At 35.6% G+C, this 14,482-nt stretch carries 16 protein-coding genes and 1 other annotated feature; all 16 genes read right to left on the bottom strand.

Features of this window, described 5'->3' with window-relative positions; genetic code table 11:
- Positions 1-328: 328 nt before the first annotated feature.
- The 16 genes from ACSBPO_RS07500 to spoIIGA all read right to left on the bottom strand — a co-directional run bounded on the left by ACSBPO_RS07500 (position 329) and on the right by spoIIGA (position 14,406).
- Complete coding sequence (locus ACSBPO_RS07500) at positions 329-1,636, bottom strand: solute carrier family 23 protein (protein WP_442599433.1); 1,308 nt, start codon at positions 1,634-1,636, stop codon at positions 329-331.
- A 154-nt stretch (positions 1,637-1,790) separates the two neighbouring features.
- Positions 1,791-2,333, bottom strand: a complete 543-nt coding sequence (pyrR, locus tag ACSBPO_RS07495; RefSeq protein ID WP_442599432.1) for a bifunctional pyr operon transcriptional regulator/uracil phosphoribosyltransferase PyrR — start codon at positions 2,331-2,333, stop codon at positions 1,791-1,793.
- Positions 2,334-2,540: 207 nt separating this feature from the next.
- Entirely contained in the window at positions 2,541-3,452 is a 912-nt protein-coding gene (locus tag ACSBPO_RS07490; RefSeq protein ID WP_442599431.1) for an RluA family pseudouridine synthase, read from the bottom strand.
- A complete protein-coding gene (gene lspA, locus ACSBPO_RS07485; protein ID WP_442599430.1) occupies positions 3,424-3,915 on the bottom strand; it encodes a signal peptidase II in 492 nt (163 codons plus the stop codon). The genes ACSBPO_RS07490 and lspA overlap by 29 nt, the downstream gene beginning before the upstream one ends.
- Before the next feature lie 97 nt (positions 3,916-4,012).
- On the bottom strand, positions 4,013-4,300 hold the full coding sequence (locus ACSBPO_RS07480; RefSeq protein WP_442599429.1) for a hypothetical protein: 288 nt from the start codon (positions 4,298-4,300) through the stop codon (positions 4,013-4,015).
- Positions 4,301-4,421: 121 nt separating this feature from the next.
- Positions 4,422-7,193 carry an isoleucine--tRNA ligase gene (ileS, locus tag ACSBPO_RS07475; protein WP_442599428.1) on the bottom strand — a complete coding sequence of 924 codons (2,772 nt, stop codon included), beginning with the start codon at positions 7,191-7,193 and terminating at the stop codon, positions 4,422-4,424.
- A gap of 120 nt (positions 7,194-7,313) precedes the next feature.
- Positions 7,314-7,539: a binding site (T-box leader), on the bottom strand.
- Between the two features lie 49 nt (positions 7,540-7,588).
- Positions 7,589-8,107 carry a DivIVA domain-containing protein gene (locus ACSBPO_RS07470; RefSeq protein ID WP_442599427.1) on the bottom strand — a complete coding sequence of 173 codons (519 nt, stop codon included), beginning with the start codon at positions 8,105-8,107 and terminating at the stop codon, positions 7,589-7,591.
- An 88-nt stretch (positions 8,108-8,195) separates the two neighbouring features.
- Positions 8,196-8,969 carry an RNA-binding protein gene (locus ACSBPO_RS07465; RefSeq protein ID WP_442599426.1) on the bottom strand — a complete coding sequence of 258 codons (774 nt, stop codon included), beginning with the start codon at positions 8,967-8,969 and terminating at the stop codon, positions 8,196-8,198.
- Between the two features lie 50 nt (positions 8,970-9,019).
- A complete protein-coding gene (locus tag ACSBPO_RS07460; RefSeq protein ID WP_442599425.1) occupies positions 9,020-9,283 on the bottom strand; it encodes a YggT family protein in 264 nt (87 codons plus the stop codon).
- A 6-nt stretch (positions 9,284-9,289) separates the two neighbouring features.
- Entirely contained in the window at positions 9,290-9,727 is a 438-nt protein-coding gene (locus tag ACSBPO_RS07455) for a cell division protein SepF (RefSeq protein ID WP_442599424.1), read from the bottom strand.
- Positions 9,724-10,413, bottom strand: coding sequence for a YggS family pyridoxal phosphate-dependent enzyme (locus ACSBPO_RS07450; protein ID WP_442599423.1), 690 nt, complete (start codon positions 10,411-10,413; stop codon positions 9,724-9,726). Before ACSBPO_RS07450 ends, ACSBPO_RS07455 begins: the two co-directional genes overlap by 4 nt.
- 8 nt (positions 10,414-10,421) lie before the next feature.
- Positions 10,422-11,240 (bottom strand): peptidoglycan editing factor PgeF, encoded by an 819-nt coding sequence (pgeF, locus tag ACSBPO_RS07445; RefSeq protein WP_442599422.1) that lies wholly within the window; start codon positions 11,238-11,240, stop codon positions 10,422-10,424.
- An 81-nt stretch (positions 11,241-11,321) separates the two neighbouring features.
- The gene (locus tag ACSBPO_RS07440) at positions 11,322-11,588 is read right to left on the bottom strand and encodes a YlmC/YmxH family sporulation protein (RefSeq protein ID WP_442599421.1); all 267 of its coding nucleotides are present in this window, start codon (positions 11,586-11,588) and stop codon (positions 11,322-11,324) included.
- 168 nt (positions 11,589-11,756) lie between these two features.
- Positions 11,757-12,536, bottom strand: coding sequence for an RNA polymerase sporulation sigma factor SigG (gene sigG, locus ACSBPO_RS07435; RefSeq protein WP_442599420.1), 780 nt, complete (start codon positions 12,534-12,536; stop codon positions 11,757-11,759).
- Between the two features lie 167 nt (positions 12,537-12,703).
- Positions 12,704-13,423 carry an RNA polymerase sporulation sigma factor SigE gene (gene sigE / locus ACSBPO_RS07430; RefSeq protein ID WP_442599419.1) on the bottom strand — a complete coding sequence of 240 codons (720 nt, stop codon included), beginning with the start codon at positions 13,421-13,423 and terminating at the stop codon, positions 12,704-12,706.
- 44 nt (positions 13,424-13,467) lie between these two features.
- The gene (spoIIGA, locus tag ACSBPO_RS07425) at positions 13,468-14,406 is read right to left on the bottom strand and encodes a sigma-E processing peptidase SpoIIGA (protein ID WP_442599418.1); all 939 of its coding nucleotides are present in this window, start codon (positions 14,404-14,406) and stop codon (positions 13,468-13,470) included.
- Positions 14,407-14,482 lie beyond the last annotated feature (76 nt).

Here is a 14,482-nt window from a genome sequence, read left to right as displayed (position 1 = left end):
TCCGTTGATTTCCGCTCCAGGCACTTGCTTTCCGCGGGGAGGGATGGGAGCCTCCTCGGCGTTACCGCCTGTGGGGTCTCCCACTTCCCTCTATCTCCCGCAGGAGTCAATTGCCCTCCGCTCCAATCAACTCAGTAGTGAAAGCAGCAGACTTTACAAAAAACAGCCTTAATATTAATTCTTTTTACTTTTTCAAAAAAAACACCCTGAACCATTTTGTTCAGGGTGTTTTTGGCCAGTGTGGAACAAAGGTTAAACTACCCTTTATCCCTACTAGACAGATGAAGCAAACACCCTTTTAAGCCTCTCTGGACTTGAATTAAAAGGTTTACGCTACTCGGTTTTCATTATTTGATTTTTCTTCAAAAAAGTCTTCTTTTACTGGTTCTCTTCCAGGTAAAACAAAGTTCAATACAATCCCAATGATTGCTGCTAAAGCCATTCCTTGAATTTGGAATTGATCTGATACTTTGATGAACGCTCCACCAATTCCAATCACTAAGATGACAGAAGAAATAACTAGGTTGCGTTTATCACCAAAATCAATTTTACTATCCACTAACATACGTAGTCCTGATGATGCGATGATTCCGAAAAGAAGGATTGATACTCCACCCATAACCGGAGTTGGAATCGTGCTGATTAAGGCCGTAATTTTCCCAACGAAACCGAAGACAGTTGCAAGAACTGCAGCTCCGAATATAACATAGACACTGTACACTCTTGTAATCGCTAATACTCCAATATTTTCACCATAAGTTGTCTTTGGTGGCCCACCAATTAAACCTGAAATCATTGTTGCCATCCCATCTCCTAAAATAGAGCGGTGTAAGCCAGGTTCTTTAAAGTAATTTCGACCTACTACTTTATTCAATACTAATTGGTGTCCAATATGTTCTGAAAGAGTTACAATTGCAACTGGTACCATTAATAAAACAATATCTAGGGTGATTTTAACTTGATAATCAACCCCAGGGAATAAGAAGTCAGGCATTTGAAGCCATTTTGCCTCTTGAACTGGTGTGAAGTCAACAACTCCGACTGCTAGTGCATATACATACCCTACGATAATTCCGAAAAGGATAGGGATTAAGCTCATCATCCCTTTGAAATAGATAGAGCAGATGATAGTTGCTGCTAATGTTACTAAGGCAATTGAGAAATGCAATAAGCTGTATTCATTCGTAACTGGATTGTTCATCGCCATGTTTACTGCAGTACCTGCTAACGCTAATCCAATGACAATGATAACTGGACCTACTACAATCGGCGGTAAAATATTCATTATCCATTTGTAACCGGCTTGCTTAATAATAAGTGCTACAATTCCGTAGACAAGTCCAGCTAGGAAGGTTCCAACCATAGCCGCCCCTGGCCCTCCAGTTGCTTTTGCGGCAATAACAGGAGCAATAAAGGCAAATGATGAACCTAAGTATGCAGGTACCTGAAACTTTGTAATAATAAGGAAGGCTATCGTTCCTAAACCACTTGAAATTAAAGCGATCGCAGGGCTTAAACCAACTAAATAAGGTACTAAGATCGTTGCTCCAAACATTGCAAATAAATGTTGTAAACTTAATGAAAGCCATTGTGAACTACTTGGTTTATCTGTTACATCTAAGATTGGTTTATTCATTTTAAGTCTCCCCTAATATTTATTTCCTATAAAAAATACCCTCTTGCAGATCCTAAAACAGGCGCAAAGAGGGTATAGATAAGTGACAAAGATTAATACCTTTGTAATTATCCCTTTGCTAGCCTCACAGGACTACATTTAAAGGGTTTGCTATTTATTTTTCAAAAATACTTACTTGTTCAATATTATCGACTTCTTTTAACTCAACGACAATTTTTTCAGAGCTAGAAGTAGGAATGTTCTTCCCAACATAATCTGCTCGAATTGGTAATTCACGATGGCCACGGTCCACTAGCACAGCTAGTTGAATAGAAGCAGGTCTGCCAATATCCATTAATGCATCCATTGCAGCCCGAACCGTTCGACCGGTATATAAAACGTCATCTACAAGAATTACTTTTTGGTTTGTAATATCGCAAGGAATATCAGACCCTTTAACAAGTGGCTCTTCATCATCAGTTTTTTTTGTTAAGTCATCACGATATAAAGTGATATCCAATTCACCTACAGGAATTTCTTTTTCTTCAATTTCTGTAATTTTTTCAGCAAGGCGTTTCGCAATGTAAATACCTCTTGTCTTTATACCTACAAGTACAATATTTTCTATCCCTTTGTTCTTCTCAATCACTTCATGAGCAATTCTTGTAAGTGCTCTTCTGATAGCTTGTTCATCTAAAAGGACAGCTTTTTGAGTCAATGTATTCACCTTCTTCCGACTTAAATGGGAAACGGGTTATTTTACTAAAAACAAAAAACCCTCTCACCGTTTGATGAGAGGGTAAACTAGTTATGTTTAAGAAAAGGGTATAGATATCCCTTTATAACCGTTTCCTTCTCAGCCTCACGGGACTGTTTTAAAGGACTTATTCAACTAACCTAATAGTAATGAAGAATGCGAAAAATGTCAACGATTATTTCTTAGGTTTTCTAATAACTCCTCAAAATCAGAGGGCAGAGGTGCTTCAAACTCTACATACTCACCTGTACGAGGATGGTTAAATCCTAATAATCCAGCGTGAAGAGCTTGTCCACCAATATCCAAGGTCTTTTTAGGTCCGTATTTCGGATCTCCTGCAAGAGGAAAACCAATATATTTCATATGAACACGAATTTGATGAGTTCTACCAGTTTCTAGTTGACATTCAACAAATGTAAAATCATTAAACCTTTCTAAGACATGAAAATGAGTAACAGCGTGTTTGCCGTTATCCACAATTGTCATACTTTGGCGGTCTCTTGGATCTCGCCCTAATGGTGCATCTATGGTCCCATAATCATGAGGGATATGCCCATGAACAACAGCTTTATATTTTCTGGTGACCGTTTTAGCTACCAGTTGATTGACTAAACTTTCATGAGCTAAGTCATTTTTGGCCACCATTAAAAGGCCTGAAGTATCTTTATCAATTCGATGAACAATTCCAGGGCGCATGACTCCATTTATTCCAGATAAATCCTTACAGTGGGCCATTAGACCATTCACTAACGTTCCTGAAGAATGTCCTGGAGCTGGATGCACAACCATACCCTTAGGTTTATTAACAACTAAAACATCAGAATCCTCGTAATAAATATCAAGATCCATTTCTTCAGGTACAACATCTAGTTCTTCTGGCTCAGGTATACTTATTTCAACCTTGTCATCGACATTACATTTATAGTTCGTTTTTATTTTCTGTCCATTTACAAGCACATGACCATCTTTAATCCATATTTGTACTTGGCTTCTCGACCATTCATCATTTAGAGTACTAATTACTTTATCAATCCGATCACTTTTTTCATCCTCACGAATGATGTGTTCCATCTTCTCCATTTTTTTTCTCCTTTGCTTCTCTCTCTTCTCGCAGCATCTGCAGCATTAAAAGCCCAACACCCACTACAAGCGCGGAGTCTGCAACATTAAATACCGGAAAATCATAGCTAAAAATATACGTATTAATAAAATCCACTACTTCTTTTCGAATAACTCGGTCAATAAAATTTCCGATAGCTCCACCCAGCATTAATCCAAGTGCAATTCCTAAGAGTATTTTTCCTTTTGCTGCTTTTTGTATATAATAGATAATTCCAATAATCACAATAACTGTAATTAAATAAAAGAACCACATTTGACCTTGTAGAATTCCCCACGCTGCTCCTCGATTACGATGTGAGGTAATATAAAGAAAATTTTCAATAATGGTAATACTCTCACCAAAAATCATTTTTTTCTCAACAAGCCACTTTGTTACTTGATCTAAAATAATAACAAAAAGGGCAATTATGTAATAAAACACAAAGAAACCTCCCAAACCTTTTATCTATGTTCCTTTGCATTTTAGCACACTATTCATATAAACGACAATGAAATTGGAAAAGGCAGTATAGTTAAAGCTAGTTAACAAGAGGTTTTTTAAAATACGTTTTCATTTTATTAAAATCATCAATGGATTGTGCGATAGGAACAGATGTTAACAAATCATACGGGATTAATTCCCCTGATATTTCACATTTGCCATAATCCCCGCATTCTATTTTCCTTAATGTAACCTTAATATCTTTAAGCTCTTCCTCCACATAATTTTTAATTTTGCTACTAACCATATTCAGTTCTAGTTTATTTTTCATTTCTCGTTCCATATCACGGAGTTCTTCATAAAGCTTCTTTTCAAAAACTTTCATCTCTAACACCTCCGTAATGATATTAAGGATAGTATCTGTTAGTTAGGAAAATTGAAACACAACAACTTTTGGTATTTCTGCAAAAAAAAGAAGCTAAACCTAAGTTTAGCCTCTTCGTATATTAGGATTGTGCTGCATAATTTTCTTTAATGACTTCTGCACAACGAGGGCATAAAGTTGGATACTCCTCTACCTTACCGACCTCTGGGGTAACCACCCAACAGCGTTCACAAGTTTCACCTTCTGCTTTAGAAACAACAATAGCTGAAGTTTCTAATTTCAATGCGTTTTCCGGTGCCTCTTCATATGAACCCGCAACTTCAAAAGCAGAAACAATAAAGAGTTGTTGTACATTTTCTTTGATACTCTCTAATAATGCTTTAGATTTATCATTCACATACAATGTGACCTTTGCTGTTAAAGATTTACCAATTACTTTTTCATTACGTGCTTCTTCTAATGCTTTTAACACTTCATCACGAAGTTTTAAGAATGCATTCCACTTTTCTTCTAATTCTTTAGCATTTTCTAGTTCTTGATATTCTGGCATATCTGTTAGCTGAACACTTTCTTCACTAACAGAAGGGATATAACCCCAAACCTCATCAGCTGTATGAGAAAGAATTGGAGAAACAAGCTTCGTTAACGCCATTAAGCTTTCATGTAGAACGGTTTGAATAGCGCGACGTTCCGGATGATTTTTAGCTTCGATATATAACACATCTTTTGCAAAATCTAAATAAAACGCACTTAAGTCTAAAGTACAGAAATTATTAATAGCGTGATAAATTCCTGCAAATTCATATTTCTCATATGCCTCTTTAACATACTTAATCAGTTTGTTCAATTTAACTAGCATATATTGGTCAACTTCACGAAGGTTTTCATAAGAAACCGCATCTGTTTCAGGATTGAAGTCAGATAAATTCCCTAATAAGAAACGGAATGTATTACGAATTTTACGGTATACTTCTGCTACTTGTTTTAAAATAGCATCTGATACACGAACATCTGATTGATAATCAACAGAAGCTACCCAAAGACGTAAAATATCTGCTCCCAATTGGTCCATTACTTTTGCTGGAACGACAACGTTTCCTATTGACTTACTCATTTTACGTCCTTCACCATCAAGAACGAAACCATGACTTAATACACCTTTATACGGAGCTTTACCTGTTACAGCAACACTAGTTGAAAGGGAAGAGTTAAACCAACCACGATATTGATCGGACCCTTCAAGATAAAGGTCAGCTGGGCGCTGTAAATCGTCTCTTTCTTCTAACACTGACTGGTGTGATGATCCTGAATCAAACCAAACATCCATAATATCTGTTTCTTTTGTGAATTTACCATTAGGACTGCCAGGATGAGTGAAACCTTCAGGTAATAATTCATTTGCTGATTTTTCAAACCAGATATTTGAACCATGTTGACGGAAAAGATTAGAAACATGCTCAATGGTCTCATCTGTAATAATTGCTTCGCCATCTTCAGCAAAGAATACAGGAATTGGCACACCCCACGCTCTTTGACGAGAAATACACCAGTCTCCTCTATCACGAACCATGTTAAATAATCTCGTTTCGCCCCATGCTGGAACCCATTTTGTTTCTTCTACAGCTTTTAGTAGTTGGTCGCGGAAATCTTTAATGGAAGCAAACCACTGAGCTGTAGCACGGAAAATAACTGGCTTTTTCGTTCTCCAATCATGTGGATAGGAGTGAGTAATAAAGGTTAGTTTTAATAAAGCACCCACTTCTTCAAGTTTCTGAGTAATAGGTTTATTAGCTTCATCATAAAATAATCCTTCAAATCCTACAGCTTCTTTTGTCATATTACCTTTATCATCAACAGGACATAGTACGTCTAAACCATATTTTTGCCCTACTTGGAAATCGTCTTCCCCATGGCCAGGAGCAGTATGAACGCAACCCGTACCAGCTTCTGTTGTAACGTGTTCTCCTAATACAACAATAGAATCACGATCATAAAACGGATGCTTACATACAACATACTCTAATTCATTACCTTTTAGTTTTTTAGAGACAGTTGGATTTTCCCAACCAATTTCCTTAGTAACCGATTCTAATAACTCTTCAGCTACAACGTACTTTTCTCCAGATACTTCAACGACTACATACATTAATTCAGGATGTAAAGAAATTGCCAAGTTTGCCGGAATGGTCCATGGAGTTGTTGTCCAAATGACCACATTTGTTCCTTCATTTAATTTACCCTTACCATCCTTCACTTTAAATCCAACATAAATGGAGGCAGAACGTTTGTCTTTGTATTCAATTTCAGCTTCTGCTAACGCTGATTCACTTGATGGGGACCAATAAACTGGCTTTAATCCTTTATAGATATAGCCTTTTTTAGCCATTTCACCAAAAACTTTAATTTGCTGAGCTTCATACTCTGGCTTTAAGGTGATGTATGGGTTTTCCCAATCTCCCCTTACACCCAGTCTTTTGAATTGTCCACGCTGATTATCAATTTGCTCATATGCGTACTCAGCACAAAGCTTTCTAAATTCAGCCACAGTCATTTCTTTACGCTTTACGCCTTTATTTGTTAATGCCTGTTCAATTGGTAATCCATGAGTATCCCAGCCAGGTACATAAGGGGCTTGAAATCCACTCATTGATTTAAAACGGACAATAAAATCTTTTAAGATTTTGTTTAACGCATGCCCCATATGGATATCACCATTTGCATATGGAGGACCATCATGTAATACATACATAGGACGTCCAGCAGTACGTTCTTGAACTTTTTTATAAATATCCATTTCATTCCATTTATCCTGAATTTCAGGTTCGCGCTTAGGTAAATTTCCTCTCATTGGAAATTCCGTTTGCGGCATTAATAAAGTATCTTTAAAATCCATTTCCCTTTCCTCCTGAACCTATATAAAATACATACTTTTGACAATATAACCCCAAAACTTGGGGTTCATACAATAGCCTTCCTTCGAGTTACAAGGAAAAATAAAAAAGCCCCTCATCCCAAAAGGGACGAGAGACTTTACCCGCGGTACCACCCTTATAGATTATTTACAATAATCCACTTTGAGCATTCGTAACGTGAATTTACGCCTATCCTACTTCCTCACAAAGGGTTCAGGTCGGGACTCAAGGGTGATTTTCCATTAATCATGCTTTGATGAGCTTACACCATCCTCATCTCGCTACAAAAAGCAGGCGACCATGTACTATCCCTATCACTGTCATTAGCACTATTATAATTATATTAAGAAATTATATGCTAGTTATAAGCAATTCGTCAAGAATTAGTCTCATTTTCCGCTTGTAAACTTTTTAATTCAGTGGCATCCACTTCGTATTGAAGCAGATGATCCCAATCATCATTATTAAGCATATCTAACTGGGCTTCGATAAGCATTTTAAAACGAGTTCTAAATACCTTTGATTGTTTTTTTAGATCCTCAATTTCAAGGGCAATTTTCCTAGCCTTAGATAATGCTTCATTTACAATACGATCAGCATTTTTTTCTGCTTCTTTTAAAATTAATTTTGCCTCTTTTTGAGCATTTCTTTTTACATCTTCCCCAGCTTCTTGTGCAATGACAATAGATTTATTTAATGTTTCTTCAATATTCGTGAAGTGGCTTAGTCTTTGATTCATTTCACTTAAACGCTCATCAAGTTCCTTTTTCTCACGAAGAATTAGTTCATAGTCTTTAATCACTTGATCAAGAAACTCATTTACTTCATCTTCATCGTAACCTCGAAATCCCCGATTAAATTCTTTATTGTGTATATCCAACGGCGTTAATGGCATTACGCCACCTCCCAGCATCAAAATTATCTCTTTATATGTACTATGCATAATTCGACATGCTTTTTGTTTTTCCTGCTAATTTTGGCAATTATTTTTGCTTTCCAGCCGTTATTCGCCACTTATCCTTTTTGGTTTTGCCTTCTATCGATAATATTTTTGTTCTCCCATATCCACGAACGGAAATCAAATCAAATTCTCCGCATTCAAAAGAAGGTTTAATAATGTTAGTAAAATTTACTTTTACTAGACCCTGTTCTATCAAAAGCTGGGATTTTTGACGAGAAATGTGATATAGAGCAGCAATAACAGTATCTAATCTTAAAGAGGATACTGTGGTCGTTTCCTCTTCCCATTTATTACGAATAGTAATAACATCGGTAAAAGATACTTCTTTTAAATTGATTTTGGCCCTACCAATCGATGATAGTTGCATCTGAATATAGGAATCAATTTCCTTAGCAACCACAACTTGGACTCGGTCGCCTTCAATCAAAATATCGCCAAATTTTTCTCTTTTTATCCCAAGTGACATCAAACTACCTAGAACCTGAGGATGTTCTATTTTGACAAATTTTTTTGGATATTCAATTTCAAAAAAACTAATTTGATAGTCCTCATTTTCAACTTGATAGTATTCAGGTATAATCAAAGCTCTTTGACGTTCCGTATATTCTGCTCCCCCAAAAAAATGACAACGGATATCCGTTGTTTCACCGATTATTAGTTTCACGATTTGTTGTTCTCTAGGGTCTAAAAAATCTGTCAATTTAGGGGTATAGGCATCTTCCACGTAGTTTTTCCATTGTATAACTTGATCAATAAATTCCCGCTCTTCCGGACGAAAATGTTGGTAAATATTCATACAATCTCCTTAAATCCATTCACAAAAGCGCCATGGGTAACGAATCATTTTTAGCCAATCCAGCGAAATACCTGACTTAATCCAGACGTTGCAAACCTTAAAACAAGAATGGCAACAATCGGTGAAATATCAATCATTCCTAAAGGTGGAATAATTCTTCTGAAAGGTTCTAAATATGGTTCACAAATCCGAGCTAAAAATTGTCCAAAGGATGATTCCCTTGCATTAGGAAACCAGGATAATAATATATAAATGATTAAAGCCCATGAATATAATTGAATAATCCAACTAAGAAAATATAAAATTGCATCCATTAAAAACTACCACCTCTTATCTTGATAATCCTGCTCATACATAATTTCCGAGATATTACCTGATACTTCAACATTATCTGGTGTGCATAAAAATATATTGGAACCAATTTTTTGTATATCGCCACCAATTGCATAAACGGTTCCACTTAAGAAATCAACAATTCGCTTTGCCTGGTCATGGTCGATACGCTGTAAATTCACAACAACGGATCGGCGATTCTTTAAGTGATCCGCAATGTCCTGGGCCTCCGCATATACCCTTGGTTCAAGTAGTATCATTTTAGAGGATTTTTGCAGACTTTGCAGACTAACAACATTTTGCTTCGCTGAAGCATGTTTATTCGACTTGACAGGCTCTATCTCTTCTTCAATATATTCGTGTTCTTGCTCTTCATATTCATCATCTAAAAAGAAAAATGTTTTAAATTTTGATTTAATACTCATTCTTGCACCTCCTCTTTTTCTCCTACAAGTGCTGTCCCTATCCGCACCATAGTAGCTCCCACTTCAATGGCAATTTTAAAATCATTGGACATTCCCATTGACAACTCTTTACACGGAGCATGTTCCCAATTTTTCTCCCCAATTTGAACTTGAAGTAATTTTAAGGTTTGAAAACATTGACGAATGATTTTATCATCATCTGTGTTAGGAGCCATTGTCATTAATCCATCAATAATGATATGGGGAAACTCCTTCAAATTTTCAATAAAAGGAAGAACCTCATTAGGTGATAGTCCATGTTTTGTTTGTTCACCTGAAACATTGACTTGCACAAAACATTTAATTGGCTGATTGGCACGCTTATTAATTTCCTCAGCGAGTGACATACGGTCAAGAGAATGAATATAATCGACAATGTCAATAATATTCTTTACTTTCCTAGATTGAAGAGTTCCAATATAATGCCATGAAGGTCTATCCCCTATTACCTTCCACTTTTCTAATAAGCCTTCATCTCGATTTTCACCCAGGTTCGTAATACCAGCCTCAATAGCTTCTATTGCTCTTTCAGTACTTACATATTTGGTAACAGCTATTATTTTTATTTCATCAGGGTTACGAGAAGCTCTTAGGCAAGCAGCTTGTATCTCTTGGCTAATTTTTTCTAAGTTTGATACTACTTTCATTAAAAAGGTTAATCCTCCTTCCAACCAATAAAGCCCATCATTCGTCCCGATTTGCCATAATCCCGTCGATGTGAAAAAAATTCATTATGATGGCAGCTTGAACAATAATTCGTAACAGAAATATTTGATTCGAGAACTCCAGATTGAATGAGTAATATTTTGTTAAGTTGTTTTAAGTTTAGCTGATATTGTCCCTCTTTTATTTGATTATATGGTTTTTCTTCGACATCTTCTAGTATCTTTTGTACAAAATCGATAACAAAATCATCAACTATATAACATTTTTCGCAAATAGAGGGGCCAATTGCGACTAATATGTTTTTGGGATCAATTCCTTCTTGGGTCCACTTTTGAATCATTTCTCTAGCAATGCCATGAACCGTTCCCTTCCATCCTGCATGAGCAACGCCAATCATTTTAGATTTCTTATCTAAAAAGTAAATAGGAACACAATCAGCATAACAAAGTGTAAGGAGAATCCCTTTTTCAGATGTATAAAAGCCATCTGTATCACGAATGGAATCACTGTATTCAAAAGTACCTCTGCCACTGTCAGACTTTGAGATTTTCTTTATATTTATACCATGGGTTTGTTCCGCAGCAACCCAATTAGTTGTTTGAATTTGTATAAGATCTGATAACTTCTGTTTATTTTTACATACCAATTCATTGGAATCGCCAACGTGTAGACCAAGATTTAAAGAAGAAAATTCTTCTTTACTATATCCGCCATTTTTCGTCGTAAACCCTGCAGTTAATTGCGGGAATTCATTTCCCCATTGCAGTAAATAAAAGTATTCCTTTGTTTTTAAAACAAATGGTTCCATTTTCCCCAGTCCTTCATATGTTTTCTATAGTTTACCATATAAAAGTATACTTACATAATCTATCCTAAAAAAGAAGAGACCCTAGGCCTCTTCTTCAATATATTTAACATCGTTTTCCTTATAGCGGACTAATATAACATCTTCCCCTATTTTTAATATATTCTTCCAAGGAATGATGATATCCTCATCTTTACCAAAAAAACCCAATACCTTTCCGGCTCCACTTACGATAACCGCATCAATTTTTCCTGTTGCTAAATTAATATCAATATCACCAATATTTCCCAATTTTTTCCCATCTCCCACGTTTACAACATCTTTTACTTGAAAATCAGATATCCTAACCATTTTTATCCCCCCAAGCTCATTCTCTTATATTAAATATATGAATTTAAAAAGAAAATATGGTTTCTTTAACATAATAAAAGATTTACACTGAGAAATCCCTTGAAATAAATTAGAAAAGCAACAAGGTTTTAGAAAGAGCATAATAAAAAAGCTGCACTTATGGCAGCTTTAACTTTGTATATTTTTATTCATTTGTTTAATGGCTGCTTTTTCTAGCCGTGAAACTTGTGCCTGTGATATTCCAATCTCTTCGGCCACTTCCATTTGAGTTTTCCCTTGAAAAAATCTCTTTCGAAGAATTAGTTTTTCACGATCATTTAATCTCCTCATACCTTCTTGAAGGGCAATTTCTTCAATCCAGTTAGAATCCTTATTTCGATCATCACTTAATTGATCCATTACATAAATCGGATCCCCACCATCATTATAAATTGGTTCAAATAAGGAAACTGGATCTTGAATAGCATCTAATGCAAACACAATTTCTTCGTGTGGAACTTCTAATACCTTTGCAATCTCTTCGGCTGTTGGTTCCCTTGAAGTTTCACTCATTAATCTTTCCCTTACCTGTAGTGCCTTATAGGCAATATCACGTAATGAACGGGATACTCTAATTGGATTATTGTCTCGAAGATATCTTCTAATTTCACCAATAATCATCGGAACAGCATAGGTAGAGAATTTAACGTTTTGGCTTAAATCAAAGTTATCAATTGACTTCATAAGACCGATACAGCCAACCTGGAACAGGTCATCTACGAATTCTCCACGATTGTTAAAACGTTGAATCACACTAAGGACTAAGCGGAGATTACCGTTAACAAGTTTTTCCCTTGCTGAAATATCTCCTGCCTGCATTTGCTTGAAGAGCAGTCTCATTTCTTCGTTCTTTAAAACTGGAAGCTTTGATGTATCAACACCGCAAATTTCTACTTTATTTCGAGTCAATCCTTTTCCCTCCTCACAGGAGTTGCTGTACAAACTTAAGTATCTCCGTGAGAAGGAAAAATATGCACCTTAACCCAAATAACAGATAACGAAAATGCACCTGAAAATGGGTTCATAATAGGAAAATAAAGGATTAATTCCAAATAAAAATTTTTTCAAAAAATCTTTTATACCATTTTATTAAATTCTTTTCTAAGTCTTTTGATAATTCTTTTTTCTAATCTAGAAATATATGATTGGGATATACCCAGCATATCTGCGACATCTTTTTGTGTTTTTTCTTCACCATTTGTCAGTCCAAACCTTAATTCCATAATTTGTTTTTCACGATCGGATAATTGATGTAAGGCTTTTACCAAAAGCTTTCGGTCCACATTAGCTTCTAAATCCTTTGTGATAATATCTTCATCAGTTCCTAGTACATCTGATAACAAAAGTTCATTACCATCCCAATCAATATTTAAAGGTTCATCAAACGAAACCTCTGAACGGATTTTATTATTTCTTCTTAAGTACATGAGAATTTCATTTTCAATACATCTTGATGCGTATGTAGCTAACTTAATTTTCTTTTCTGGATTAAAGGTATTAACCGCCTTAATTAGACCAATGGTTCCAATACTGATTAAGTCCTCAATATTTATTCCAGTATTTTCGAACTTTCTTGCTATATAAACAACCAAACGTAAGTTTCGTTCAATTAAGATAGACCTTGCAGCCTTATCTCCATTAGGCAACTTATTTAATAGAAGCTCCTCTTCTTCTTTACTTAAAGGAGGGGGTAATGCCTCGCTACCACCAATATAATAAATTTCATCCGTTTTAAGTCCAAATTTGATTAATAGCTTATACCAATAGTATGAAAGGCGAAGTTTTAAATTTTTCAAGTTAGGTCCTCCTTCTAAATTTTGCATTTTTGAGTATAGTAATATTAGCTTACCTTCTGTGAAGTTGTTTTTATATTTAGGTTTGTAAGCATTTTAGGATGAACAATGCATTGAAATGTTCCTTCCGGAGACAGCTGTTGTAAGGTCAAAGATATTAACGCCTTTTGAACATGATGAACAGCAGTATTGGTCGTTATTTCTAAATGGTTTGGTTTAAATGCCATAATTAGTTGATGGTCCTGTCCCACGACCCGACATGGAATGATCTTCATTTTGTTTTCCCATTCAATTGGAATCTCCTTTTCCCCAAAAATATAAGCATCAGGGTTTTCAACCATCTGAATAACTTCGGGAGGAAATCGATCCACAAATTGATGAACGGAAACAATCATGACAGGCGATTTGGTAATTGGGTCATACAACTGATTACCACTGTCGATCAATCCATCGATTGTAAATTCTCTTTCGTCAATCACAAAATGAACTTTAACCATTTGATCGAATTGAATCTTAGCCATTTCCATTTTCTCAATACCTGATTTTGAAAAATACCAAACAATAGGAAATCCTAACATGACAAATAACCAACTAATGGGATCACCGAACCCTTTGACACTTGCAAGTAAAACCTCTGATGTAAGCTGGTTATCAAACTTTATAAAATAATGGATTCCGATTAAAGAACCACCAGTTAAAAAGGTCGCAAGATAAAGGAACAGTAATGCCTTAAAGAAAAAACGAAAACGTTTAAACCCAAATGTCATTAGAATCATAAAAAAGGAAAATACCAATTTGATGATTGGATTACCTGCTATACTTGCGAAAGGCGAGAAGGATAATAAAATGATTAAACTACCAATGAAGCCTCCTGCAAATACTCTCCACCATTTGATTTGTCGTTTTAGCATGATCGAGGTTAAATATAGAAGCAGACTGTCAAATAGAAAGTTCAGAAACCATATAACATCCAAATAAACAGTCAATGGGTTTCCTCCTTAAAGGCTCATAGATCAAACTCTTTATTAAATTTTGAAATTTTTAATAGTTTCTATCATTCCG

Origin of the sequence: Neobacillus sp. D3-1R, assembly GCF_052180215.1 — a bacterium.
Classification (GTDB): domain Bacteria; phylum Bacillota; class Bacilli; order Bacillales; family Cytobacillaceae; genus Pseudoneobacillus.
This window is presented reverse-complemented; position numbering and strand designations above follow the sequence as displayed.